The sequence below is a fragment of the Micromonospora sp. NPDC047707 genome (assembly GCF_040704235.1).
In the GTDB taxonomy this organism is placed as follows: domain Bacteria; phylum Actinomycetota; class Actinomycetes; order Mycobacteriales; family Micromonosporaceae; genus Micromonospora.
Map to the genome: position 1 here is coordinate 46,183 of NZ_JBEYSU010000024.1, position 23,891 is coordinate 70,073.

At 72.5% G+C, this 23,891-nt stretch carries 18 protein-coding genes and 1 tRNA gene; 12 read left to right on the top strand and 7 right to left on the bottom strand.

Features of this window, described 5'->3' with window-relative positions; translation table 11 throughout:
* Nucleotides 1-6: 6 nt before the first annotated feature.
* Both AB0873_RS22765 and AB0873_RS22770 read right to left on the bottom strand, forming a co-directional pair.
* A complete protein-coding gene (locus tag AB0873_RS22765) occupies nt 7-774 on the bottom strand; it encodes a transcriptional regulator (RefSeq protein ID WP_366601977.1) in 768 nt (255 codons plus the stop codon).
* Nucleotides 775-787: 13 nt separating this feature from the next.
* Nucleotides 788-864: transfer RNA gene (locus tag AB0873_RS22770), tRNA-Leu, on the bottom strand.
* Between the two features lie 104 nt (nt 865-968).
* Between AB0873_RS22770 and AB0873_RS22775 the strand changes: the two genes are divergently transcribed.
* The 7 genes from AB0873_RS22775 (at nt 969) to AB0873_RS22805 (ending at nt 8,048) form a co-directional block, all read left to right on the top strand.
* A complete protein-coding gene (locus AB0873_RS22775) occupies nt 969-1,589 on the top strand; it encodes a response regulator (RefSeq protein ID WP_155331188.1) in 621 nt (206 codons plus the stop codon).
* Nucleotides 1,590-1,644: 55 nt separating this feature from the next.
* Nucleotides 1,645-2,811: a hypothetical protein gene (locus tag AB0873_RS22780; protein ID WP_366601979.1), complete on the top strand. Its 1,167-nt coding sequence runs from the start codon at nt 1,645-1,647 to the stop codon at nt 2,809-2,811.
* Between the two features lie 261 nt (nt 2,812-3,072).
* On the top strand, nt 3,073-4,239 hold the full coding sequence (locus AB0873_RS22785) for a branched-chain amino acid ABC transporter substrate-binding protein (RefSeq protein WP_155331190.1): 1,167 nt from the start codon (nt 3,073-3,075) through the stop codon (nt 4,237-4,239).
* A 91-nt stretch (nt 4,240-4,330) separates the two neighbouring features.
* Nucleotides 4,331-5,284 carry a branched-chain amino acid ABC transporter permease gene (locus AB0873_RS22790; protein WP_155331191.1) on the top strand — a complete coding sequence of 318 codons (954 nt, stop codon included), beginning with the start codon at nt 4,331-4,333 and terminating at the stop codon, nt 5,282-5,284.
* A gap of 32 nt (nt 5,285-5,316) precedes the next feature.
* Nucleotides 5,317-6,435 (top strand): branched-chain amino acid ABC transporter permease, encoded by a 1,119-nt coding sequence (locus AB0873_RS22795; protein ID WP_230689069.1) that lies wholly within the window; start codon nt 5,317-5,319, stop codon nt 6,433-6,435.
* A 7-nt stretch (nt 6,436-6,442) separates the two neighbouring features.
* On the top strand, nt 6,443-7,348 hold the full coding sequence (locus AB0873_RS22800) for an ABC transporter ATP-binding protein (protein ID WP_155331193.1): 906 nt from the start codon (nt 6,443-6,445) through the stop codon (nt 7,346-7,348).
* Entirely contained in the window at nt 7,338-8,048 is a 711-nt protein-coding gene (locus AB0873_RS22805; protein ID WP_366601981.1) for an ABC transporter ATP-binding protein, read from the top strand. Before AB0873_RS22800 ends, AB0873_RS22805 begins: the two co-directional genes overlap by 11 nt.
* Nucleotides 8,049-8,110: 62 nt before the next feature.
* On the opposite strand, the gene AB0873_RS22810 is transcribed toward AB0873_RS22805, so the two are convergent.
* The gene (locus tag AB0873_RS22810) at nt 8,111-10,885 is read right to left on the bottom strand and encodes a BTAD domain-containing putative transcriptional regulator (protein ID WP_366601983.1); all 2,775 of its coding nucleotides are present in this window, start codon (nt 10,883-10,885) and stop codon (nt 8,111-8,113) included.
* 370 nt (nt 10,886-11,255) lie between these two features.
* Here AB0873_RS22810 and polA point away from each other — a divergent pair, with 370 nt between their 5' ends.
* Nucleotides 11,256-13,955 carry a DNA polymerase I gene (polA, locus tag AB0873_RS22815; RefSeq protein WP_366601985.1) on the top strand — a complete coding sequence of 900 codons (2,700 nt, stop codon included), beginning with the start codon at nt 11,256-11,258 and terminating at the stop codon, nt 13,953-13,955.
* Nucleotides 13,956-13,964: 9 nt separating this feature from the next.
* Here polA and AB0873_RS22820 read toward each other — a convergent pair whose 3' ends face one another.
* The 3 genes from AB0873_RS22820 to AB0873_RS22830 form a co-directional block, all read right to left on the bottom strand.
* Nucleotides 13,965-14,396, bottom strand: a complete 432-nt coding sequence (locus AB0873_RS22820; protein ID WP_155331197.1) for a DUF3140 domain-containing protein — start codon at nt 14,394-14,396, stop codon at nt 13,965-13,967.
* Nucleotides 14,383-14,601, bottom strand: coding sequence for a DUF2945 domain-containing protein (locus AB0873_RS22825; RefSeq protein WP_155331198.1), 219 nt, complete (start codon nt 14,599-14,601; stop codon nt 14,383-14,385). The genes AB0873_RS22820 and AB0873_RS22825 overlap by 14 nt, the downstream gene beginning before the upstream one ends.
* Nucleotides 14,602-14,765: 164 nt before the next feature.
* Nucleotides 14,766-15,572, bottom strand: a complete 807-nt coding sequence (locus AB0873_RS22830) for a class I SAM-dependent methyltransferase (protein ID WP_366601987.1) — start codon at nt 15,570-15,572, stop codon at nt 14,766-14,768.
* A 395-nt stretch (nt 15,573-15,967) separates the two neighbouring features.
* On the opposite strand from AB0873_RS22830, the gene rpsA reads away from it, so the two are divergent.
* Both rpsA and coaE read left to right on the top strand, forming a co-directional pair.
* On the top strand, nt 15,968-17,452 hold the full coding sequence (gene rpsA, locus AB0873_RS22835; protein ID WP_366601989.1) for a 30S ribosomal protein S1: 1,485 nt from the start codon (nt 15,968-15,970) through the stop codon (nt 17,450-17,452).
* 373 nt (nt 17,453-17,825) lie between these two features.
* The gene (coaE, locus tag AB0873_RS22840; RefSeq protein WP_366601991.1) at nt 17,826-19,007 is read left to right on the top strand and encodes a dephospho-CoA kinase; all 1,182 of its coding nucleotides are present in this window, start codon (nt 17,826-17,828) and stop codon (nt 19,005-19,007) included.
* Nucleotides 19,008-19,011: 4 nt separating this feature from the next.
* On the opposite strand, the gene AB0873_RS22845 is transcribed toward coaE, so the two are convergent.
* Nucleotides 19,012-20,631 (bottom strand): hypothetical protein, encoded by a 1,620-nt coding sequence (locus AB0873_RS22845; RefSeq protein WP_366601993.1) that lies wholly within the window; start codon nt 20,629-20,631, stop codon nt 19,012-19,014.
* A gap of 296 nt (nt 20,632-20,927) precedes the next feature.
* On the opposite strand from AB0873_RS22845, the gene uvrB reads away from it, so the two are divergent.
* Nucleotides 20,928-23,027: an excinuclease ABC subunit UvrB gene (gene uvrB / locus AB0873_RS22850; RefSeq protein WP_155331203.1), complete on the top strand. Its 2,100-nt coding sequence runs from the start codon at nt 20,928-20,930 to the stop codon at nt 23,025-23,027.
* Nucleotides 23,028-23,037: 10 nt separating this feature from the next.
* Nucleotides 23,038-23,889 carry an AraC family transcriptional regulator gene (locus AB0873_RS22855; protein ID WP_230689025.1) on the top strand — a complete coding sequence of 284 codons (852 nt, stop codon included), beginning with the start codon at nt 23,038-23,040 and terminating at the stop codon, nt 23,887-23,889.
* Nucleotides 23,890-23,891 lie beyond the last annotated feature (2 nt).

Genomic DNA, 23,891 nt, shown 5'->3' on the forward strand with positions numbered 1-23,891 from the left:
TTCCCGTCAGTACTTCGGGCCGACGTGCACGTCGAGGGCGGCAACCGCCTCCCGGCGGGCGACTGAGAGCGAGTTTCGGCGGTTCATCCGCCAGGCGATGCCGAGCAGGTCGAGGGCCCACTGGCAGAGCCCCATGATGTCGGTGGATTCGTTCGTGAACATGTAGCGCGGATAGACGTACTCCTTGCCGCGCACCTTCACCCGATTGGCAAACCGCGCGCCGTCGGAGTGGAGGAGGCCCCGGAGAAAATCGCCCGGACAGGCTCTCACGATCTCGCGCTGCCAGTCTGTGAGGACGATCGCGCGTCGGTGCTTCTCGCCCGGCCCGTGCTGCGGGAAGAGGCACGGCCAGTGCCTGCCGTAGCTCTGGACGCTGACGCAGCCTTGGTGCGCGACCCGCTGGACCTTGTTCGCCAGGACCGCCCGCATCGCCGCGTCGCAGGCGTCGATGAGGCCCGGCCAACTGTTGCTGCAGGAGACGCGAAGCACCGGTACCCGGGCCGACGTCACCAGGTGGCCGTCGCCGAGGTAGAGGCCCAGCAGGTACGTGTAGCTCGTGGGATCTGTCGGATCGTCGACGTCCGGGCGGCAGCGGAAGCAGCGGGCGGCGGTGCCCAGTTGCTTCGGCTCTGGTCGATCCTTACACCAGTAGCGCACGGTCGAATAGGGCAGGCTTACGCTCCGTGCGACCTCCGCGACGGTCGCGCCGCCCAGGTACAGCGTTCGCGCGCCGGCGCGTACGTGGGGTGGATGCACACGGGCATCTTCGAACAAGCGTGCGACAATGTGGTGTCCCCGGTGGGATTCGAACCCACACTGTCGGAGGTTTGAGCTCCGTTTCTCTACCGGTTGGAATACGGGGACTTCCTCGCGGAACGCCTTGGTGGCGCCTCATAGGGTACCCACTACGCTATGGGGCGTGGCGCCCGGTCGGTCGGGTGTCGGGTTCAGACTGGTGGGAGTGGCTCGTGGCCGAGACGCAGACGGACGCCGAGCGCAGGCGCGTACTGATCGCCGAGGACGAGGCGCTCATCCGGCTGGACCTCGCCGAGATGCTCGCCGAGGAGGGCTACGAGGTCGTCGGCGAGGCCGGCGACGGTGAGACCGCCGTCCGGCTGGCCGAGGAGCTGAAGCCCGACCTGGTCATCCTCGACATCAAGATGCCGATCATGGACGGGCTGGCCGCCGCCGAGCGGATCGCCGGCGCCCGGATCGCCCCGGTGATCATCCTGACCGCGTTCAGCCAGCGGGACCTGGTGGAGCGGGCGCGGGCCGCCGGCGCGATGGCGTACCTGGTGAAGCCCTTCCAGAAGAGCGACCTGGTCCCGGCGGTGGAGATCGCCCTGTCGCGGTACTCGGAGATCGCCGCCCTCGAGGCGGAGGTCGCCGGCCTGACCGACCGCCTGGAGATCCGCAAGACGGTCGAGCGCGCGAAGGGCGCGCTGATGACGACGTACGGGATGACCGAGCCGCAGGCGTTCAAGTGGATCCAGCGCACCGCGATGGACCACCGGATGACCATGAAGGAGGTCGCCGAGCGGATCCTCGCGGAGACCGCCGGCGGCGAGGTGGCCCGCCCGGCCACCTGAGGACCCACCCGTCCGGCCGGTCCCGGTCGGGGCCCGGATCGATAGCATCGGATCCGTGTCGGCGCGGCGGCTGGTGGCGGTGCTCGCGGCCGTCGTGCTGCTCGCCGGTTGCGAGCGGGCCACGTCGTTCGACGGGCCGGAGCCCACGCTGAGCCCCGCCTGGGCCTCGCTGGCCCTTCCACTCCCGCCGGGCCGTCAGGGGCGGCTGCTGCTGCGGGACGCGGCGTCCTGCGGGGGCCGGTGGTACGTGGCGGGTGGCGTCGCCGACACGGCGGGTGGCACCCGGCCGGCGGCGTGGACGAGTGCGGACGGTGTGGCCTTCACGCCGCTGACGCTGGTGCCGTCGAGCCTCTCCGGCGAGCAGCACGTGCTGTCGTCGGTGGCGTGCCGCGGGTCGCGGGTGGCGGCGGTCGGGTCGAAGAGCGGGGGAGTGCACGGCAATCCCCGGGTCGGCACCTGGACGCAGGGCCCGGACGGGGTGTTGCGCGAGGTGCCGGCGCCGTTCGAGCAGTTCGGTGGGCCGCGGGCGGTGCGGGTCGGCCGGATGGTGGCGGGTCCGCGGGGCTGGCTGGTGGTGGGTTCGCGGGTGGCCGGGGCGGCGGTGTGGATCTCGCCGGACTCGTCGGCGTTCAGTCTGGTGGAGGGTGCGCCGGAGCTCGCGGGCGACGGTCGCGGGCGGACGGCCGCGGAGGACGCGGTGGCCGTACCGTCGGGGTGGCTCGTGGTGGGGTCGGTGCTGGCGGCGGCGGGGTCGCGCCCGGTGGCGTGGACGTCGGCCGACGGCCGCGCGTGGCGGCGGGCGGAGCTGCCGGGCGGTCCGGCCGGATCGGGCGCGGCCGAGCGGGTGGTGGCGACCCGGGGCGGGCCGGTGGCGGTGGGCCCGGCGGGTGCGGCGGGTTTCGGCGCGTGGCGGTCGACGGCGGACGGGTGGCGGTGGGCGGGGGCGTTCGGCGCCGCCGGTGCCGGGGTGCGGTCGGTGGGGGGTCTGGCGGTGGCCGGTGGGGGCCTGGTGGCGGCGACGCGCGGGGCGGGCGGGCACGGCCTGTGGCTCTCGCCCGATCTGGGAGATTCGTGGCGGGCGATGGCGTTGCCGAGGGCGGTTCCGGACACCGGTGACACGGCGGTGGCGGTGGCTTCCGATGGAGATCGATTGCTGTTGGTGGAGGATGACGGAAAAGGGTCCCGTGCCTGGTGGGGGCGGGTACCGACGGTCGATCGGTAGCTGGTCTAACGACTTTCGCTCGTTACCGACGAAACGAAGGTGAAAAGCCTTCGCAACTGAAGGTTCTTACAGCGATCGTTTCCGATCAGGCACGGCGTGTAACGGTTCGGTCAACCCACTCCCCTGGGGCTTACGTCACAGCTCAACGGTGGGATAACGTCCGGCCCCAGACCGGCGACGACGGTCTGGTTCGGCCGCCCGCGCAAGGGCCAATCGGCGCCGGGTGGTTCGGACCATTGGGATGGAGGAGGGGTACGAGCCGTGAGGCAGAAGCTCGCACGGGTGCTGAGTGGCGTCGCCATCAGCGCGCTGGTGTTCGGCGGCGCGGCCGCTTGCAAGGCTGACAGTGGTAGCGAGGGTGGCGGCAGCAACGCCGCGTGCGACCTCAAGATCGGCTTCTTCGGCCCGCTGACCGGTGACGCCGCCGGTCTCGGTATCCACATGCGCAACGGCACGAAGCTGGCGATCGACCAGTACAACAAGGAGAACGCCGACTGCAAGGTCAACCTGGAGGAGTACGACTCGCAGGGTGACCCGGCCAAGGCCCCGGCCCTCGCCCAGCAGGCCGTCGGTGACCAGAAGGTCGTCGGCGTCGTCGGCCCGGCGTTCTCCGGCGAGTCCGAGGTGGCCGACCCGATCTTCGACGAGGCGGGTCTGCCGATCATCACCCCGTCGGCCACCCGGCCGAGCCTGAGCACCAAGGGCTGGAAGATCTTCCACCGGGGCGTCGGTAACGACACCTCGCAGGGCCCGGCCGCCGGTCGGTACATCAAGGACGTCATGAAGGCCGAGAAGGTCTACGTCGTCGACGACCAGTCGGCGTACGGCGCGGGCCTGGTGGACGAGGTCAAGAAGGTCCTCGGCTCGGTGGCCGGCGAGGACAAGATCCAGGTCAAGCAGACCAACTTCTCCGCCGTGGTCAGCAAGATCAAGTCGAGTGGCGCGACGGTGCTGTTCTTCGGTGGCTACTACACCGAGGCGGGCCTGCTGCTCAAGCAGCTCAAGGGCGCCGGCTGGACCGGCACCATGGTGGCCGGTGACGGTGTCAACGACGCCAACTTCATCAAGGTCGCCGGCGACGCCGTTGCCGAGGGCACCGTCCTGACCTGCCCGTGCGCTCCGGCCACGGCGGCCAAGGGCAGCTTCCTCACCGACTACAAGGCCGCGTTCGACAACGCCGAGCCGGGCACCTACGCCGACGTGTCGTACGACGTCACCAAGGTCATGCTGGAGGGCATCAAGGAGGGTAAGGCCACCCGTGCCGACCTGCTGTCCTTCATCAAGTCGTACAACAAGGCGGGCACCGCGACCGGCGTGACCTACAAGTTCACCGACACCGGTGAGCTGGACCCGGCCCAGGTCGTGGTCTGGGCGTTCAAGGTCAACGCCGGCAAGGTCGTCCCGGACGTCGAGATCCCCAAGGCCTGACCGGGTAACCGGTCCCGTTACGGGATACCCACGGTGCGGCCGGGAGTTCTGCTCCCGGCCGCTCCGTTTGGCCGCACAGTTGGAGCCCCACTTGAACTTTGATGAGCTCATCGGAAACTTCCCGGCGCTGACGATAACCGGTTTGGAGCAGGGCGCGATCTATGCGCTCATCGCCCTCGGCTACACGCTCGTCTACGGTGTGCTGCGCCTGATCAACTTCGCCCACTCCGAGGTCTTCATGGTCGGTACCTTCACCGCCCTGTGGACCTGGGAGGCCCTCGGCTACAACCAGAACAGCCCGGCACCGGCCATCGGCCCGCTGCTGATCGCCCTGGTGGCGGGGCTCGTCATGGCGGCCCTCGCCTCGGCGGCCACGGCCGTCACGGTGGAGCTGGTGGCGTACCGGCCGCTGCGCAAGCGCAATGCACCGCCCCTGGCCTTCCTGATCACCGCGATCGGCGCGTCCTTCGTGCTCGCCGAGTCGTTCGGTATCGGCACCAACCGCGCCCCGTTCGGCATGCCGACGCTGGTGCCCCAGAAGACGCTCTTCACCATCTTCGGCGCGGAGGTCACCAACATCCAGCTGATCATCCTCGGTGTGACGCTGGTGATGATGGTCGGCCTGGACCAGTTCGTGAACCGCAGCCGGCTGGGTCGCGGTATCCGGGCGGTCGCCCAGGACGCGGACACCGCCGCGCTGATGGGCGTCAACAAGAACCGGGTCATCCTGCTGGTCTTCGTGCTCGGCGGCCTGATGGCCGGTGTCGCGGCGCTGCTGTGGGACGTGAGTAACTTCGGCTACACCAAGTTCAACGTCGGCTTCCTGCTCGGCCTGAAGGCCTTCGCGGCCGCGGTGCTCGGCGGCATCGGCAACCTGCGCGGTGCGCTGCTCGGCGGTCTGCTGCTCGGCATGGCGGAGAACTACGCCGTGGGCCTGTTCGGTGGGGACTGGAAGGACTTCACCGGCTTCGTGCTGCTGGTCGTCCTGCTGATGTTCCGGCCGACCGGTCTGCTCGGTGAATCACTCGGGAGGGCGCGCGCATGACCGCCACCGCGGAGAACGGAAAGACCTCGCGGATGAAGGCGCGCTGGTCGCACCTGCCCAAGCAGGTCCGCTGGGCGGCCCTGGCGGCCCTGGTCGTCTTCCTGTACATCCTGCCCAACCGCTGGTTCTACGAGTACCTGGGCTTCCCGATCGGCAGCGAGTACTTCGCCTTCTACACCACCCGGTCGGACTTCGCCGGCGTGCTCTTCGACACCGCCGTGTTCGTGCTGCTGGCCGTCGGGCTCAACGTCGTGGTCGGCTTCGCCGGCCTGCTCGACCTCGGGTACTTCGGCTTCTACGCGCTCGGCGCGTACACCGTCGCATTGCTGACGTCACCGGAGAGCCGTCTCGGCACCGAGTGGCCGTGGCTCGCGGCGGTGCCGCTGGCGGTCATGGTGGCGATGATCTCCGGTGTCCTCCTCGGCGGCCCGACGCTGCGCGTTCGCGGTGACTACCTGGCCATCGTGACGCTCGGCTTCGCCGAGATGATCCGGCTCTACGCCGCGCGCAACGAGGGCGTCCTCCAGGGTCAGCGGGGCATCCCGGACATCCCGCACCCGCCGGGCACCGGGGCCGACGGCAAGCCGCTGTTCGGCGTGGTGGACGCCAAGCCCTACTACTGGCTGATGCTCACCCTCATCCTGGTCGTCATCCTGCTGGTGCGGAACCTGGCGAACAGCCGGGTCGGCCGGGCCTGGATCGCCGTCCGTGAGGACGAGGACGCGGCCGAGATCATGGGCGTGCCGACGTTCAAGTACAAGCTGTGGGCGTTCGCCATCGGTGCCGCGGTCGCCGGTCTCACCGGTGCGGTGTTCGCCGGCAAGCAGACGTTCATCAATTCAGACCAGTTCCTGTTGGAGAGCTCGATCCTGGTGCTCGCGGCGGTCATCCTGGGTGGTGCCGGCAACATCAAGGGAGCCATCGTCGGCGGTGCGCTCACCTGGTACCTGCCGGAGTGGCTGCGGGGCGTCGGCGACCTGGTCGGCGTCGAGTTCGACGCGGCCGAGTACCGGATCCTCGTGTTCGGTCTGGTCATCATCGTCATGATGATCTTCCGGCCCCAGGGTCTGGTGCCCAACCGGCGGCGGGCGGCCGAGTTCGCCGACCGGCGCAAGGAAGCGGTTCCCCAGGAGACGGTGCCCAGTGAATGAGCCGCGAATGAGTAGCGAACGCGACAAGTCGAGCGACCGGGACATCGTCGCCGACGGCCGGAGCACGGTCGGCGTCCCGCCGGAGAAGGGCCCGGCCGAACCGGCCGAGGTCACCCCGGCCGCGCCGGACGCCGCCGGGCGGGAGCCGTTGCTGGAGGTCGACCACGTCACGCTGCGTTTCGGCGGCGTGGTAGCCCTCAACGACGTGACCTTCACCCTGTACAAGGGGGAGATCCTCGGTCTGATCGGCCCGAACGGCGCCGGCAAGACGACCTGCTTCAACGCGATGACCGGCGTCTACCGCCCCACCGAGGGCCAGATCCGGTTCAAGGGGGAGCGGGTCAGCGGCAAGCGACGGTCGTGGATCACCAAGGCGGGCATCGCCCGTACCTTCCAGAACATCCGGCTGTTCCCGGAGATGACCGCGCTGGAGAACGTGATGGTGGGCGCGGACGTCCACCACAAGACCAGCGTGATCTCCGCGATGCTGCGGCTGCCCCGGCACTGGCGCGAGGAGAAGCAGGGCCGGGAGAAGGGCCGCGAGCTGCTGCGCTTCGTCGGCATCGAGCGGCGCGCCGACGACCTGGCCCGCAACCTGTCGTACGGTGAGCAGCGGCGGCTGGAGATCGCCCGGGCCCTCGCCACCGACCCGGCCCTGCTCTGCCTGGACGAGCCGGCCGCCGGCTTCACCCCGGCGGAGAAGGAGGAGCTGCTGGGCCTGATCCGCAAGATCCGTGACCAGGGGGTCACGGTCCTGCTGATCGAGCACGACATGCGGCTGGTGATGGGTGTGACCGACCGGATCGTGGTGCTGGAGTTCGGCAAGAAGATCGCCGAGGGCCTGCCGGCCGAGGTCCGGGAGGACCCGAACGTGATCGCCGCGTACCTGGGGGTGCCGACCGATGCTGCTTGAGATCAAGGACCTGACCCTGCTGTACGGGCGGATCCAGGCGCTGCACGGGATCAGCCTGCACGTCAACGAGGGCGAGGTGGTGGCGCTGATCGGCGCCAACGGCGCCGGCAAGACCACCACCATGCGGGCGATCTCCGGCCTGCGGCCGATCGCGTCGGGCACGATCGTGTTCGACGGCACCGACGTCACCCGGATGCGCGCCGACCTGCGGGTGATCCGGGGCATCGGGCAGGCGCCCGAGGGCCGGGGCGTGTTCCCCGGCATGACCGTCCTGGAGAACCTGGAGATGGGGGCGTACACCCGCCGGGACCGGAGCGAGATCAACAAGGATCTCGGCATGGTGCTGGACCTGTTCCCCCGGCTGGCCGAGCGGCGCAAGCAGCCCGGCGGCACGCTCTCCGGCGGTGAGCAGCAGATGCTGGCGGTCGGCCGGGCCCTGATGGCCCGTCCGCGGCTGCTGCTGCTGGACGAGCCGTCGATGGGGCTCGCCCCCAAGCTGATCCAGCAGATCTTCGAGATCATCACGCGGATCAACGAGCAGGGCACCACGATCCTGCTGGTGGAGCAGAACGCCCAGCAGGCGCTCTCCCGGGCCCACCGGGGGTACGTGCTGGAGACCGGCCGGATCGTCAAGGAGGGCACCGGCGAGGCGCTCCTGCACGACCCGGCGGTCAAGGAGGCGTACCTCGGCGTGGCCTGACCCGTGCCGCGGACCGGCCGGTGGCGACGATCACCGGCCGGTCCGCGCTGTCCGGGAGGCGCTCAGAGCGCCGCCGCCCGGGTCAGTCCCGCCACCTGGCGGGCCAGGTCCGCGGTGCTCCGGTGGCCCTTCTCCCGGTAGATCTCCAGCGCGGTCGCCAGTTCCGTCAGGGCGCGGCCGTGCTCCCCACGGGCGAGGTGGGCGCGGCCCACTTCCTCGCGCGCCTCGGCCTCGATCAGCACGTCCCCGGCCTGCCGGGCCCGCGCGACGGCACGTTCGCCGAGGCGCAGGGCCTCGCGCGGCTCGCCGGCTCGGCGGTGGGTACGGGCCAGCCCCACCAGAATCTCCGCGACGTCCCGGTCTCCGCAGTGCGCCTCGGCGAGCGCCAACGCCGTGCGGTAGTGCTCGACCGACGGCGCGAACCGCCCGGCGAGTTGGTGGGCCTCGCCCAGGTTGCTGGCGACCAGGGTGCGCAGGTGGCCCGCGTCCGGCAGGGACCGGCTCTGCTCTTCGGCCTGGGTGAGCCGTCGGATCGCCTCGGCTGGGCGGCCAGCGTTGTTCTCGATCGCCGCGAGGTTCAGCAGCGCCGTCGCCGCGCCCAGCCGGTCGCCCCCGGCGACCCGCAGCTCGTACGCGCGGGTGCAGTGGCCGGCCGCCTCGTCGTGCCGGCCCAGCAGACTGAGCGGGATCGCCAGCCGGCCGCTGAGCAGGGCCTCGCCCCGATGGTCGCCGACCTGCCGGGCTGCCCGCACCCCGCGCGAGTACAGGTCGACCCAGTGGTCGCGCTGGTGGCGGCGGAACAGCCAGCCGTACATCGCCGCGGCGATCTGCCAGGCCAGCCGCGGATGCTCCGTCTCGGCCCGTTCGACGGCCGCCACCAGGTTGTCGGCCTCGGCATCCAGCCATGCCAGCGCGGCCGGCAGGTCCGCGAACCGCATGGCGGCTTCGGTGGTGTCGAAGTTGGGCCGTTCCGCCGGGCGCAGGACGCGGTCGGCCGCGGCGGTCGCGTCCCGGTAGAAGGTGAGCACCCGCTCCAGTGCCGCCGACGCGGCGGCCGGGTCGGCGGCGGCCCCCTCGGCCGCGAACAGCCGGACCAGGTCGTGCATCTGGTGCCGGTCGCCGAGCGCCTGCACCAGGTGGAACACGGCCAGGTTATCGAGCAGGTCGCGGGTCGCGGCCAGCGGCAGCCCGGCCAGCGCCGCGCACGCGTCGGTGCTGGGAAGCCGCCCCGGATGCAGGCCGAGCAGGTGGAACATCCGGCGGCTCGGGCCGTCCAGCGCGGCGAGGGACACCTGCAGCGCCGCGCGCACCGAGACGTCCTCCGCCGTCAGCAGGCCGATCCGGTCGCCCTCGGCGGCGAGCTGCCCGGCAAGGGCTGCGCCGCCACCGGGCGCGCCCAGCCGCGCTGCGGCGATCCGCAGCGCCAGCGGCAGCCGATCGCACAGCTCGGCGACCCGGCGCAGGTCCGCCCGCTCGTTCGAGGCCTCGGGGGCGAGCCCCTGCCGGAGCAGGTCGTGGGCGTCGGACTCGGCGAGCGGGGCGAGAACCAGCTGGGTGGCGCCCTGGGTGGCCACCAGGCCGTCGAGGCGGCGCCGGCTGGTGATCAGTACCACGTTGTCGCCGGCGCCGGGCAGCAGCGGCCGGATCTGACTGGAGGAGGCGGCGTTGTCCAACAGCACCAGCACCGGCCGGCCGGCCAGCTCCGACCGGTAGCGGGCGGCCCGTTCCTCCACGTCGGCGGGGACGGCGTCGCCGGGGACGCCGAGGGCGCGGAGGAACCGTTCCAGCACCGCCGCCGGGGCGACCGGGTCGGCGCCGCCGCGGAGGTCCGCGTACAGGTGGGCGGCGGGCCGGCGGCGCAGTCGGGCGTACGCGAAGCGCAGGGCGAGCGCGGTCTTGCCGACGCCGGCCGGACCGACCAGCGCGAGGGTGCGGGCGCCGCCCTCGTCCACGGCGGCGTCGAGGCGCGCCAGCTCGGCCCTGCGCCCGACGAAGCCGGCCGGTTCCGCGGGCAGTTCGGCCGGCCCGGGCGGGACGGCGGGGTCGGGCGCGGGCCGAGCGGCGGCAGCCGCCGAACCGCCCGGGGTGACGGCGCGCAGCAGTTCGAGGTGCAGCTGTTGCAGCTCGTCTCCCGGGTCGGCGCCCAGCTCTGCGGCGAGCCAGCGGCGGTGCTGTTCGTAGGCGCGAAGCGCGTCGCCGGGCCGGTGGCTGGCGGCGAGCGCGCGCATGAGCAGCAGGGTGAAGCGTTCCCGGCTGGGGTGCTGCGCCGCGAGCGGGCCCAGCCGCTCGACGAGCACACCGCCGTCGGTGTCCGCGTTCAGTTCGGCCTCGTAGAGCTGCTCCAGGGCGGTCAGGCGGGCGTCCTCGAGCGACTCGACCTCGGGTGGCGGCGGCTGGCGTGGCATCCATCCGCCGAAGGCGGGCCCACGCCACAGGGCGACCGCCTCGCGCAACATGTCCCGCCGCTCCGGCCAGCCGAGCGCGTCGTCGGCGGCGCGACTCCGCGCCACCAGGCGCCGGAACCGGTGCACGTCGACGGCCGTGGGGTCGAGCATCGCGCGGTAGCCGGCACCGTCGGTGAGGATGGCGAGCCGGTCGTCGTCGACGCCGGCGGCGGTCAGCGCGGCGCGCAGCTCGGACACCCGCGAGTGCACCATCGCCCGGGCGGTGCGCGGGGCGCGGGCGGGCCAGAGCGAGTCGACCAGCTCGCTGGTCGAGACCACCGTGTTGGCCCGCAGGGCGAGCAGCCCCAGCAGGAGGCGGTGCATGCGGCGACCAACAGCGACGGGCCGCTCGTGGTGCCGGATCTCGACGGGACCGAGCAGGCGTAGCTCCAACGACGTCCTCTGCGGCGCGGCGAACGGGATTCGCCGCGAGTTTAGTCGTGGTCGGGGTACCGCGGGTGATCGGCACCGGCGGGGCCGGCCCCTGCCGGGCCGACCCGCGCCGCACCGACGGCGGAGGGTGCTGCGGGCGGACCGCGTCGGGCCCGCCCGCCCCCGAATGACCCTCCGGCCGGGCGTGTCGCCGGCACCGCGCCGGCCGATGACGGTGGACGTCCGCCGCCAGCATCGACGGCGGCGCTTCCCGTTCCCTTCCCGCCCGGCCGCAAGCTGCGGCTTCGCCGGGAGGGGCGGGCCGGCCGCCGGGCGCGGGCCGACCATGTCGGGGCGGGGATTGTCGGGCGTACGGACTAGAGTCGCCACCGTGACAGCTACGACGCCGCGCCTGCTCCTCGTCGACGGACACTCCCTGGCCTACCGGGCGTTCTTCGCCCTGCCGGTGGAGAACTTCTCCACCACGACGGGCCAGCCGACCAACGCGGTCTACGGCTTCACCTCCATGCTGATCAACGTGCTGCGTGACGAGCAGCCGACCCACATCGTGGTGGCCTTCGACGTGTCCCGGCGCTCCTTCCGCACCGAGAAGTACGCGGAGTACAAGGCCGGCCGCAGCGAGACCCCGGCCGACTTCAAGGGCCAGGTCAGCCTGGTCAAGGAGGTCCTGGCGGCGCTGCGCATCCCGGTCGTCGAGAAGGAGGGCTACGAGGCCGACGACGTCATCGCGACCCTCGCCTGTCAGGCCCGGGACCAGGGCATGTCGGTGCTGATCACCACCGGCGACCGGGACGCGTTCCAGCTCGTCGGTGACGCCGTCACGGTGCTGTACCCGCGCAAGGGTGTGTCCGACCTGGCGCGGATGGACCCGGCGGCGGTCGAGGCGAAGTACGGCGTTCCGCCGGAGCGCTACCGCGACCTGGCCGCGCTGGTCGGCGAGTCGAGCGACAACCTGCCCGGCATCCCGGGTGTCGGCCCGAAGACCGCCGCCAAGTGGATCACCGCGTACGGCGGGGTGGACGGCGTCGTCGCCCGCGCCGACGAGATCAGGGGCAAGGCCGGCGACAGCCTGCGGGAGCGGCTCGCCGACGTGATCCGCAACTACGAGATCAACTGCCTGGTGTCCGACCTGGAGCTGCCGCTGCGTCCCGAGGACGCCCGCTGGGCGGGGTGGGACCGGGAGGCGGTGCACCAGGTCTTCGACACGCTGGAGTTCCGCATCCTGCGCGACCGGCTCTACCAGTACCTGGAGGCCGTCGAGCCGGAGGCGGAGGCCGGCTTCGACCTCGCCGGCGAGGTGCTGTCCGAGCCGGGGGCGCTCGCCGCCTGGCTGGGAACGCACGCTCCGGCCGGCGCCGCGGTCGGCGTCGCCGTCACGCTGGACACCGGCCCCAACCGGCGGCACACCGCCTCGGTGACCGGCATCGCCCTGGCCACCGCGGCCGGCGCCGGCGCCTGGTTCGACCCGGCGCGGCAGGACGCCGCCGACGAGTCCGCCCTGGCCGGGTGGCTCGCCGACGGGACCCGCCCCAAGGTGCTGCACGACAGCAAGCCGGCGGTGCTCGCGTTCGCCGCGCACGGCTGGTCACTGGAGGGCGTCGCCCGCGACACGCAGATCGCCGCGTACCTGGCCCGGCCCGACCAGCGGTCGTACGACCTGACCGACCTGGCCCTGCGCTACCTGCACCGCGAGCTGCGGGTCGACACGCCGGACACCGGCCAGCTCACCTTCGACGGCCTCGGCAACGACGGCGAGGCCGAGCAGAACCTGATGCTCCGGGCCCGGGCCACCCTCGACCTGGCCGACGCCATCGACGCCGAGCTGTCGCGCGACGGGGAGCAGTCCGCCCGGCTGATGGCCGGGGTGGAGCTGCCGCTCATGCGGGTCCTCGCCGCCATGGAAAGCACCGGCATCGCCGCCGACACCCAGTACCTGTCCGAGCTGGAGGCGCACTTCGCCGCCGAGGTGAAGGCCGCCGCGCAGGGCGCGTACGAGGCGGTGGGGCGGGAGTTCAACCTGGGCTCGCCGAAGCAGCTCCAGGAGATCCTCTTCGGCGAGCTGGGTCTGCCCAAGACCAAGAAGATCAAGACCGGCTACACGACCGACGCCGACGCCCTCCAGTGGCTCCACGCACAGAACCCGCACCCGGTGCTCGCGCACCTGCTGCGCCACCGCGACGTGGCCAAGCTCAAGACCACCGTGGACGGTCTGCTCAAGTCGGTCTCCGACGACGGCCGCATCCACACCACGTTCAACCAGACCGTGGCGGCGACCGGCCGGCTGTCCTCCACCGAACCGAACCTGCAGAACATCCCGATCCGCACCGAGGAGGGCCGGCGGATCCGCCGGGCCTTCGTGGTCGGCGAGGGGTACGAGTGCCTGCTCACCGCCGACTACAGCCAGATCGAGATGCGGATCATGGCGCACCTGTCGTCGGACGACGCCCTGATCGACGCGTTCAACTCCGGCGCCGACTTCCACGCCGCCACCGCCTCGTCGGTGTTCCAGGTCCCGGTCGAGGCGGTCACCGCCGACCAGCGGCGCAAGATCAAGGCGATGAACTACGGCCTGGCGTACGGGCTGAGCGCCTTCGGCCTCTCCCAGCAGCTCGGGATCAGCACCGAGGAGGCGCGTGGCCTGATGGAGGACTACTTCGCCGGGTTCGGCGGGGTGCGCGACTACCTCCAGGAGGTCGTGGCCCGGGCCCGCCACGACGGCTACACCGAGACGATCCTCGGCCGCCGCCGTTACCTGCCCGACCTGGTCAGCGATAACCGGCAGCGGCGGGAGATCGCCGAGCGGATGGCGCTCAACGCCCCGATCCAGGGCTCGGCCGCCGACATCATCAAGGTCGCGATGCTGCACGTCGACACGGCGCTGCGCGAGGCCGGGCTGCGCTCCCGGATGCTGCTCCAGGTGCACGACGAACTGGTCTTCGAGGTGGCCCCCGGCGAGCGGGACGCCCTGGAGGCGCTGGTCCGGCGCGAGATGGGTGGGGCGTACCCGCTGTCGGTGCCGCTGGAGGTCTCGGTCGGCGAGGGCCGCGACTGGAACAGCGCCGACCACTGACCCCGCCGGCTACCGGCCCGGGCCCCGGCGTTCCTTCGGCGGCGCCCCGCGCCGCTCCAGCGCCTTCCTCGACGGGCCGCCCGGCGGCGGAAGCGGTCCCTTCAGGGGGTCGTGCCCCCAGTTCATCAGGGAGTACCGCCACCGGGTGTCGCGGACGTCGCCGCTGGGCCGCTGAGCCATGTGCCGGCGGACGTAGCCGACGACCTTGCGCATGTGCTTGTAGTCGGCCTCGGAGAGGTCGCCACGCTTACGGCGCAACAGGTCGATGATCTTCCGGCCGGACTCGTGGCCGACCGACTCGCCGCTCTTGGCGCCCTTCCGGCGCCAGCCGACGTGCTTGGACTCGTCGGTCTCCAGCCACGTGGACAGCTCGCGGGGCTTCATGTTCACCGCCTCGGTGAACTCCCGGTAGGTGTCCCGGTCCTGGTCACCGCCGCTCATGGCGCAGCGCCTCCGGCCGGTGGGCGACGTCCCGCCCCGAGTGGTCGTTGCGGATGCGGTACTGCGGGTCCTCCGGTGACGCGTCGACGGTGTGCCCGCGTACATGCGTCCGGTCGATGAGCTTCTCCTTGACCACGCCGTGGGCCCGGCCGCTGTGGCTGGCCCAGGACACGTGGTCACCCTCGCGGAACTCCTGCTTGGCCATGCCGTCCGGTTACCCGGAGGGGAGGAGCGGAAACGACCGCCACCGGGGCGTGACCGGTCTCGCCCGGCTGGCTCCGCGCCGTCGGCCACCGGCCCGTACCGCCGCACGTCGGTGTCCTCACGCGTGTCCGGTACTCAGGCGTCCGGTCCCCGCGGGTCCGGTCCTCAGGCGGGCGGTTTCTCGGTGACGAAGATGGCCGTGCCGGGGAAGAGCCGCCCCCGTAGCGGGCTCCACTGGCCCCAGATTCCCTCGTGCCCCTCCGGCCACTCCGGCTCGACCAGGTCGACCAGCCGGAAGCCCGCGCCCACCAGCTCCCGGATCCGGTCGCCGAGCGTGCGGTGCTGCTCGACGTACGTGGCGACCCCGTGCTCGTCCTGCTCCACGTAGGGGGAGCGGTCGAAGTACGAGTGCACGGCGGTCAGCCCGTGCTCGCCCGGATCGTCGAGGAAGATCCAGCGCATCGGGTGGGTCACCGAGAAGACCCAGCGCCCCCCGGGACGCAGCACCCGGGCGACCTCCCGCATGACGGCCGCCGAGTCCGCGACGAACGGGACCGCGCCGAACGCCGTGCACACCACGTCGAACGCGGCGTCCGCGAACGGCAGGGCGAGCGCGTCGGCCTGCACCAGCGGTACGCGTACCCCGGTGTGGTCGGCGGCGAGCGCCGCGTGCCGCAACATGCCGGCGGACAGGTCCAGGGCGACCGGCCGGGCTCCCTGCGTGGCCAGCCACCGGGCCGCGGCGGCGGCTCCGGCCCCCAGTTCCAGCACCCGCCGCCCGGACACCTCGCCGAGGAGGCGCGCGTCCGCCTCGCGCAGCCCCTCGGGACACCAGACGAAGTCCACGTCGCCCAGGAAGGCTCCGTGCTCGGCCTGGTACGCGTCGGCGTCGCCGTCCCACCACCGGCGGTTGGCGCGGCGCGCCTCGGCGTCGCCGACGGTGCGGCGGGCCACCCGGCTGTCGTCGTCCACCCGCTCACGCTAGGCGGCGACCCGGCGCCGGCGGCCGGCGGGGCCGTCGGCGCGTCGGTCCTCGGCCTCCCGACCACGCACTATCCTTGCCCGGTGGGGCCGGTGTGACTCGCGTGACAAACGAGGCGAGTTCGGGCTGAAATCTCCGCTTTCGCAGCTGACGAGGTAGCGATGAGGTGGGAGGGCTTGCACGCTGTGGTAATGCAGCGGGTAGGCTAGACGATGCGCTCGCGGATCGTGTGCCTCGGCAGGGAGCAGGTGCGCGGTCGACGGAGCCACATCATGATCCCCATCAGCGATCGTAGGGTGTGCCCGGCGGCGGATCCGCTGGCGCGAACAGGTCACCGCGGCCCACGTCCGTGATGACAACCCATCCGACCGGAGCAACCGCCCACATGACGAGCAGCATCGAGGCCCCCTCGAGCGCCACCAAGGTCACCGTCGACGATCTCGGTTCCGAGGAGGCTTTCCTCGCCGCGATCGACGAGACCATCAAGTACTTCAACGACGGCGACATTGTCGAAGGCACCGTCGTCAAGGTCGATCGGGACGAGGTCCTGCTCGACATCGGCTACAAGACCGAGGGTGTCATCCCCTCTCGGGAGCTGTCGATCAAGCACGACGTGGACCCGGCCGAGGTGGTGTCGGTCGGCGACCACATCGAGGCCCTTGTCCTCCAGAAGGAGGACAAGGAGGGGCGTCTGATCCTCTCGAAGAAGCGCGCCCAGTACGAGCGCGCCTGGGGCACGATCGAGAAGATCAAGGACGAGGACGGCGTCGTCCGCGGCTCGGTCATCGAGGTGGTCAAGGGTGGCCTCATCCTCGACATCGGCCTGCGCGGCTTCCTGCCGGCCTCCCTGGTCGAGATGCGGCGGGTGCGTGACCTGCAGCCGTACGTCGGCCGCGAGCTCGAGGCCAAGATCATCGAGCTGGACAAGAACCGCAACAACGTGGTCCTGTCCCGCCGGGCCTGGCTGGAGCAGACGCAGTCCGAGGTGCGCACCGAGTTCCTCAACAAGCTCCAGAAGGGCCAGGTCCGCAAGGGCGTCGTGTCCTCGATCGTCAACTTCGGCGCCTTCGTCGACCTGGGCGGCGTGGACGGCCTGGTGCACGTCTCCGAGCTGTCCTGGAAGCACATCGACCACCCGTCCGAGGTCGTCGAGGTGGGCCAGGAGGTCGAGGTCGAGGTCCTGGACGTCGACCTGGACCGCGAGCGGGTCTCGCTGTCGCTGAAGGCGACCCAGGAGGACCCGTGGCGGCAGTTCGCCCGCACCCACGCGATCCAGCAGATCGTGCCCGGTAAGGTCACCAAGCTGGTGCCGTTCGGCGCGTTCGTCCGGGTCGACGACGGCATCGAGGGCCTGGTCCACATCTCCGAGCTGGCCGAGCGCCACGTGGAGATCCCGGAGCAGGTCGTCCAGGTCGGCTCCGAGGTCATGGTCAAGGTCATCGACATCGACCTGGAGCGTCGCCGGATCTCGCTGTCGCTGAAGCAGGCCAACGAGGGCTTCGTCGAGGGCGAGGAGCACTTCGACCCGACCCTCTACGGCATGGCCGCGACCTACGACGCCGAGGGCAACTACATCTACCCGGAGGGCTTCGACCCGGAGACGGGCGAGTGGCTCGAGGGGTACGAGAAGCAGCGCGAGACCTGGGAGCAGCAGTACGCCGAGGCGCGCCAGCGCTGGGAGGCCCACCAGAAGCAGGTGCAGACCTCCCGCGCCGCCGACGCCGAGGCGGCCGCCGCCCCGGCTCCGGCCACCGGCACCACCACCACGACCAGCCCGGCCCCGAGCCGGCAGGCCGAGGAGCCGGCCGGCACCCTCGCCACCGACGAGGCGCTCGCCGCGCTGCGGGAGAAGCTCGCCGGCGGCAAGTGACCCTCACGACAACTCCAGCTCGGCGCGCCTGACGCCGCAGCGCCCGGAGCCGTCGCTGACGACGGGCCCCGTCCCCGCGATCGACAGATCGCCGGGGGCGGGGCCCTCGCCGTTTCCACGCCGGCCGTCGAGCCGGCCACCACACGTGATCGGCGCGGGACGGGGCGTACCGGGCCCGTCCTGCCGCGACGAGGCCCGAGCTGCCGCAGGCTGAGTCGATCACCTCGACCTCGTGATCCACTCCATGCCAACGCCATCGCGGCATCCGGCCAGGCCGGACAGCGCGATGCCGGCGTCACCGCGACGCGCGGCCGGACATCGCGCGGCCCGAGTCCGGTTTGGCACGTCGCGGATGATCCGGTTGACTGGTGCCGTGTTGAAGGTGGGATTGACGGGCGGGATCGGTTCCGGCAAGAGCGCGGTGGCGGCCCGGCTGGCCGAGCGGGGCGCCGTGGTCGTCGACTCCGACCGGATCTCCCGGGAGGTGGTCGCCCCCGGCACCGAGGGGCTCGCCGAGATCGTCGCCACCTTCTCCGAGCGCGTGCTCGCCCCCGACGGTGCGCTGGACCGCGCCGCGCTGGGCGCCGTGGTCTTCGCCGATGAGAACGCCCGCCGGACGCTGGAGTCGATCATCCATCCGCGGGTGCGGGTGCGCAGCGCCGAGCTGGTCGCCGCGGCGGGGCCGGACGCGATCGTGGTCAACGACGTGCCGCTGCTGGTGGAGGTGGGGCTCGCGCCCACGTACCACCTGGTGGTCGTGGCGGAGACGGCCGTGCCGACGCGGTTGCAGCGGCTGGCGCGGGACCGGGGGATGGACCCGGCGGAGGCCCGGCGGCGGATCGCCGCGCAGGCCGACGACACCCGCCGGCGGGCGGCGGCCGACGTGGTGCTCACCAACGACGGCACCCTCGCCGAGCTGCACGCCGCGGTCGACGCGCTCTGGGCGGACCGACTGCTGCCCTACGAGGCGAACGTCCGCCAACGGCGTGCGGTCCGACCGCCGCGGGTCGAACTGATCGAGGCGGACCCGACGTGGCCGCTGCAGTACGCCCGGCTGGCCGCCCGGATCCGGCACGCCGTCGCCCCGGCCGACCTGCGGATCGACCACATCGGCTCCACGGCGGTCCCCGGCCTCGCCGCCAAGGACGTGATCGACGTCCAGCTCACCGTGCCGCGCCTCGCCGACGCCGACGGGCCGCTGGCCGAGCGTCTCGCCGAGGCGGGTTTCCCGCGCCTGCCCGGCGAGTGGTGGGACACGCCCCGGCTGCCCGGTGACGACCGGTGGGAGAAGCGGCTGCACGGCAGCGCCGACCCGGCCCGGCCGGCGTACCTGCACGTCCGGGAAGCCGGCTCGCCGGGCTGGCGGTACGCGCTGCTGATGCGGGACCACCTGCGGGCGGACCCGGACCAGCGGGCGGCGTATCTGCTGCTCAAGCGCGAGCTGGCCGCCTCCGCGCCGGACGCCGTCACCTACTCGACGGCGAAGGACCCGTGGTTCGACGAGGAGCACCTGCGGGCCGAGGAGTGGGCCGTGCAGACCGGCTGGCGGCCCTGACCGGTCACCGCCCGCCCGACGTGGTGGTGCGTGCGGCGTCGAGTCGGGGCACCGACCCCGGCACCAGGTCGAGCTGCGCCCAGGTGTGTGCCCGGGTCGGCAGTTCCAGCCGGCGCAGCAGGCCGGACCGGTCGATCCAGTAGCGCAGCTGCGCACCGGACGACCGTAACTCCACCACGTCGACGCCGGTCCCGGCGAGGCTGTCTTCGCGGATCCGTCGGGCGGTGCCGGTCGGCGCGGCGGTTCCGGCCCGCAGGGCGGTCGCCACCAGCGTGGTGAGGTCGTCGGCGGGCGCGGCCCGCCAGCCGCCCACCGGCACCGGCAGCGGCGGGCGGCCGGGCGTCTCCACGGTGCCGGGGACGGTGCCCGCCGGCACGTCCGTCCGGGTCGCGCGGCCGGCGTCGTGCCGCACCAGCGTCCGTCGCCCGGGCACGTCGAGGTCGGCGACGACGAGGTAGGCGTCCCGCCGACTCCAGGTGAGCCAGCCGGCGCCGCGCAGGTTCGTGCCGGTTCCGAGCGGGGCGGTGACCGTGACGGTCGCCCCGCCCACGTCGCGCAGGCGCGCGGGGAGCCGTTCCAGGCGGCGCTGCTCGGCGGGGGTGAGCGCCCGTGGCGTCCCGGGTCGTCCGCCCAGGGCGTCCACCGGGCGCAGGGTGGGCCGGTCGGTGCGGTTGAGCTGCACGGTGACCGGACCGGCGCCGGGCAGCCGGACCTCGAGCCGGTGCAGCCGGGCGTCGCCGTCCACCCACCAGCGCCCGTCCGGAAGCCCGGGCGTGGCGGCGTCGGCGGGTGCCGGCAGCGGCGCGGTCAGGACGTCCACCGGCTGGGCCGCCACGTCGGTCCGGCCGGTCCAGCGCGCCGTGTCGGCGGCCGGCGCGTCGGGCCGGTCGGCCGCGAGCCCGAACAGCAGATCGAGGACGGGGGCGAGGCGCCCGCCGGCGGGCAGCGCGGTCAGGCGCCACCGGTCGGCCGGCGGCACCAGGGGCGGGGGCGCCGGGGTCGGTACGGCGTAGGGGTCCGGCCGCAGGACCACCGTCGACGGCGTGGCCTGGAGGAGCCCTCGGGCGGGGCCCGCGCCCGGTCCACCGACGTCGAGGTAGACCAGGGGGCGGGACCAGTCCACCCAGCCGACCAGTTCGGTGCGCTCGCCGCCGGTTCCCGCCGTCAGACGCACGCCGGCCCGCAGGTCGCGGTAGTTGGTGACCCGCATCGCCGCGAGCCGCGTCCGCTCCTCGGCGGTCAGCGCGCGGGGCGGGTCCGACGGTCGGGGCGCCCAGCTCAGCAGACCGACGACCAGGGCGACGGCGGAGACCAGGGCCACCGCCGCGAGCACCAGGAGGGTGGTGCGGCGGCGGCCGGTGAGCACCCGGGGAAGCTGACCGGTCTGGGTACCGTCGGGCAGCGGGCGGTGGGGTGCCGGGGGAGGGACGCCGCCGGGGATCCGGCGCCGGCGGGCGCCGCGTGGGGCGGTGCCGGGCGCCGCGGTGCGGGCCGGTGCCATGTCGCCGGGCGTCGGCGGCGGATCCGGCTCGACGTGGTCGGGGTCGACCGGGTGCGGAGCGGGGCCGGCGGCCGGCGGGCGCTCCGGTTCGGGTGGCGTGCGGCGGCGGGCGGAGGACTCCACGCGAGGTTGAACGGATTTCACCGGCCGGGGGTGACGTGTAGGGGCGCTCGCGGCGGCCGGTCAGCGCCGTCAGCGCGACCACGTCGGGTGCGCACTCCGGAAACGGGTGCTGCGACCCCTGTGCCGGGGGCGGCCGGCCGTCGAGGGCCCGGCCACCGGCCCGGTCGGCCGCCGCGAGCGGCCTACGCGAAAAGCGTAGTCCTGTGGGATGGGGCACACAATGGGAATATCGAAGCCGATCACGGACCGTCGGTAGTCGGCCCGGGGTGTCGGACCCCGGGCGTACCGTGGATGTCATGGCGCTCGACATTCCCCGGCTCGACGGCCGTTTCCAGGTCATCAGTGAGTTCCAGCCGGCCGGTGACCAGCCGGCCGCGATCGACGATCTGGAGCGGCGGGTCCGGCGCGGCGACCGTCACACGGTGCTGCTCGGTGCGACCGGCACCGGCAAGAGCGCCACCACGGCGTGGCTCATCGAGCGGATGCAGCGCCCCACGCTGGTGCTGGCCCCCAACAAGACGCTCTGCGCCCAGCTGGCGAAGGAGTTCAGCGAGCTGCTGCCGCACAACGCGGTGGAGTACTTCGTCTCCTACTACGACTACTACCAGCCCGAGGCGTACATTCCGCAGACCGACACGTACATCGAGAAGGACTCCTCGATCAACGAGGAGGTCGAGCGGCTGCGCCACTCGGCGACGATGTCGCTGCTGACCCGCCGCGACGTGGTGGTGGTCGCCACCGTCTCGGCGATCTACGGCCTGGGCACCCCCGAGGAGTACCTGGACCGCGCCGTCCGGGTCGCCGTCGGCCAGGAGCTGGACCGGGACCAGTTGCTGCGCCGCCTCGTCGACATCCAGTACACCCGCAACGACATGGCCTTCCAGCGGGGCACGTTCCGCGTCCGCGGCGACACCCTGGAGATCATTCCGGCGTACGAGGAGCTGGCGGTCCGGATCGAGCTGTTCGGCGACGAGGTGGAGAAGCTCTACTACCTCAACCCGCTCACCGGTGACGTCGTCCGTGAGGTCGACCACCTGCTGATCTTCCCGGCGACGCACTACGCGGCCGGCCCGGAGCGGATGGAGCGGGCGATCCGCGACATCGAGACCGAGCTGGGTGAGCGGCTGGCCGAGCTGGAGCGGCAGGGCAAGCTGCTGGAGGCGCAGCGGCTGCGGATGCGCACCACGTACGACATCGAGATGATGCGGCAGGTCGGCTTCTGCTCCGGCATCGAGAACTACTCGATGCACATCGACGGTCGGCTGCCCGGCAGCCCGCCGCACTGCCTCCTCGACTACTTCCCGGACGACTTCCTCACCGTCGTCGACGAGTCGCACGTGACGATCCCGCAGATCGGCGGCATGTACGAGGGTGACGCCTCCCGCAAGCGCATGCTGATCGATCACGGCTTCCGGCTGCCCAGCGCCGCCGACAACCGGCCGCTGCGCTTCGACGAGTTCCTGGAGCGGGTCGGCCAGATGGTGTTCCTGTCGGCCACCCCCGGCCCGTGGGAGCTGGAGCACGCCCAGGGCGAGTTCGTCGAGCAGGTGATCCGTCCGACCGGCCTGGTCGACCCGGAGGTGGTCGTCAAGCCGACCAAGGGCCAGATCGACGATCTCATGCACGAGATCAAGCTGCGCACCGAGCGGGACGAGCGGGTCCTGGTCACCACGTTGACCAAGAAGATGGCCGAGGACCTGTCGGACTACCTCCTGGAGAACGGCATCCGCGTGCGGTACCTGCACTCCGAGGTGGACACGCTGCGCCGGGTCGAGCTGCTGCGCGAGCTGCGCAAGGGTGACTACGACGTGCTGGTCGGCATCAACCTGCTGCGCGAAGGCCTCGACCTGCCCGAGGTGTCGCTGGTCGCCATCCTCGACGCGGACAAGGAGGGCTTCCTGCGCAGCGGCCGGTCGCTGATCCAGACGATCGGCCGCGCGGCGCGCAACGTCTCCGGCCAGGTCCACATGTACGCGGACAAGATCACCCCGTCGATGGCGGAAGCGATCGAGGAGACCAACCGCCGGCGGGCCAAGCAGATCGCGCACAACGAGGCGAACGGCATCAGCCCCGAGCCGCTGCGCAAGAAGATCCACGACATCCTCGACGACATCTACCGGGAGGCGGAGGACACCGACACCCGGGTCGGCGGGGCGGTGCGGCAGCTCTCCCGGGGCAAGGCGCCGGTCAAGGAGACCCGCAGCCGGGGTCGGGCCGCCGGTCCCGCCCGGGAGGGGATGGCCCGGGCCGAGCTTGCGGAGTTGATCCAGGAGCTGAACGACCAGATGCTCGCCGCCGCCCGGGAGTTGCAGTTCGAGCTGGCGGCCCGGATCCGCGACGAGATCGCCGAGCTGAAGAAGGAACTGCGGGGCATGGACGCCGCCGGCGTGAAGTGAGCGCCCGGGGATGACCATGGACGAGGTGGTGGTCGGCACGCCGGAGGCGCGGTTGCGCCCGTTCGTCGACCACTACCTCGGCTACCGGGAGACCGCGCCGCTCCCGCTGGTGCGGCGTCAGGCGGCCGGCGCGTTCGTCGTGCTCGTCCTCGGCTGGGGCGACCCGCTGGACGTCGTGGACCCGCGGGCGGCCGCGCCCGGCGCCGTCGGGGTGACCTCGTTCGTCGCCGGCCCGTACGACGGGTGGTGCACGACCACGACACGGGGCGTCGGCACGGGGATCGAGCTGATCCTCACCCCGTTGGCCGCGCGCCGGCTGCTCGACCTGCCACTGGACGAGGTGACCAACCGGGCGGTCGCACTCGACCGGCTGCCCGACCCGTGGCTGGCCCGGCTCGGCGACCGGCTGGCCGGCGAGGCCACCTGGACCCGCCGGTTCGCGCTGCTCGACGCCGCGGTGGCCACCCGACTGGCGGCGACCGCGCCGGTCGACCCCCGGCTGGGGCGGGCCTGGCGACGCCTGGCCGGCACCGCCGGCGGGATCGGCGTCGCCGAGCTGGCCGACGAGCTGGGGTGGAGCCGCCGGCACCTGACCGTCCGCTTCCGGCAGGAGATCGGCGTGTCACCGAAGACCGCCGCCCGGCTGTTGCGGTTCCAGCGGGCGTACGCGACCGTCTCCCGGGACCTGGTGTCCCCGCCGACGCCCGGTGGGGCCGTCCCTCGGCGGGGGTGCGGCGGGTGGGCGGAACTGGCGGCGTGCTGCGGGTACTACGACCAGTCGCACCTGATCCGGGACTTCCGCGAGTTCACCGGCACCACCCCCGGCGCGCTGGCGGGATCACATTCGTCCAATCCGGCCTGACC

Coding starts and splice junctions, on each gene's coding strand:
- AB0873_RS22795 (WP_230689069.1), top strand. CDS start 5,317: ATGAAGGCGCGCTGGTCGCACCTGCCCAAGCAGGTCCGCTGGGCGGCC.
- AB0873_RS22800 (WP_155331193.1), top strand. CDS start 6,443: ATGAGTAGCGAACGCGACAAGTCGAGCGACCGGGACATCGTCGCCGAC.
- AB0873_RS22805 (WP_366601981.1), top strand. CDS start 7,338: ATGCTGCTTGAGATCAAGGACCTGACCCTGCTGTACGGGCGGATCCAG.
- AB0873_RS22820 (WP_155331197.1), bottom strand. CDS start 14,396: ATGAGCGGCGGTGACCAGGACCGGGACACCTACCGGGAGTTCACCGAG.
- AB0873_RS22825 (WP_155331198.1), bottom strand. CDS start 14,601: ATGGCCAAGCAGGAGTTCCGCGAGGGTGACCACGTGTCCTGGGCCAGC.
- rpsA (WP_366601989.1), top strand. CDS start 15,968: ATGACGAGCAGCATCGAGGCCCCCTCGAGCGCCACCAAGGTCACCGTC.
- uvrB (WP_155331203.1), top strand. CDS start 20,928: ATGGCGCTCGACATTCCCCGGCTCGACGGCCGTTTCCAGGTCATCAGT.
- AB0873_RS22855 (WP_230689025.1), top strand. CDS start 23,038: ATGACCATGGACGAGGTGGTGGTCGGCACGCCGGAGGCGCGGTTGCGC.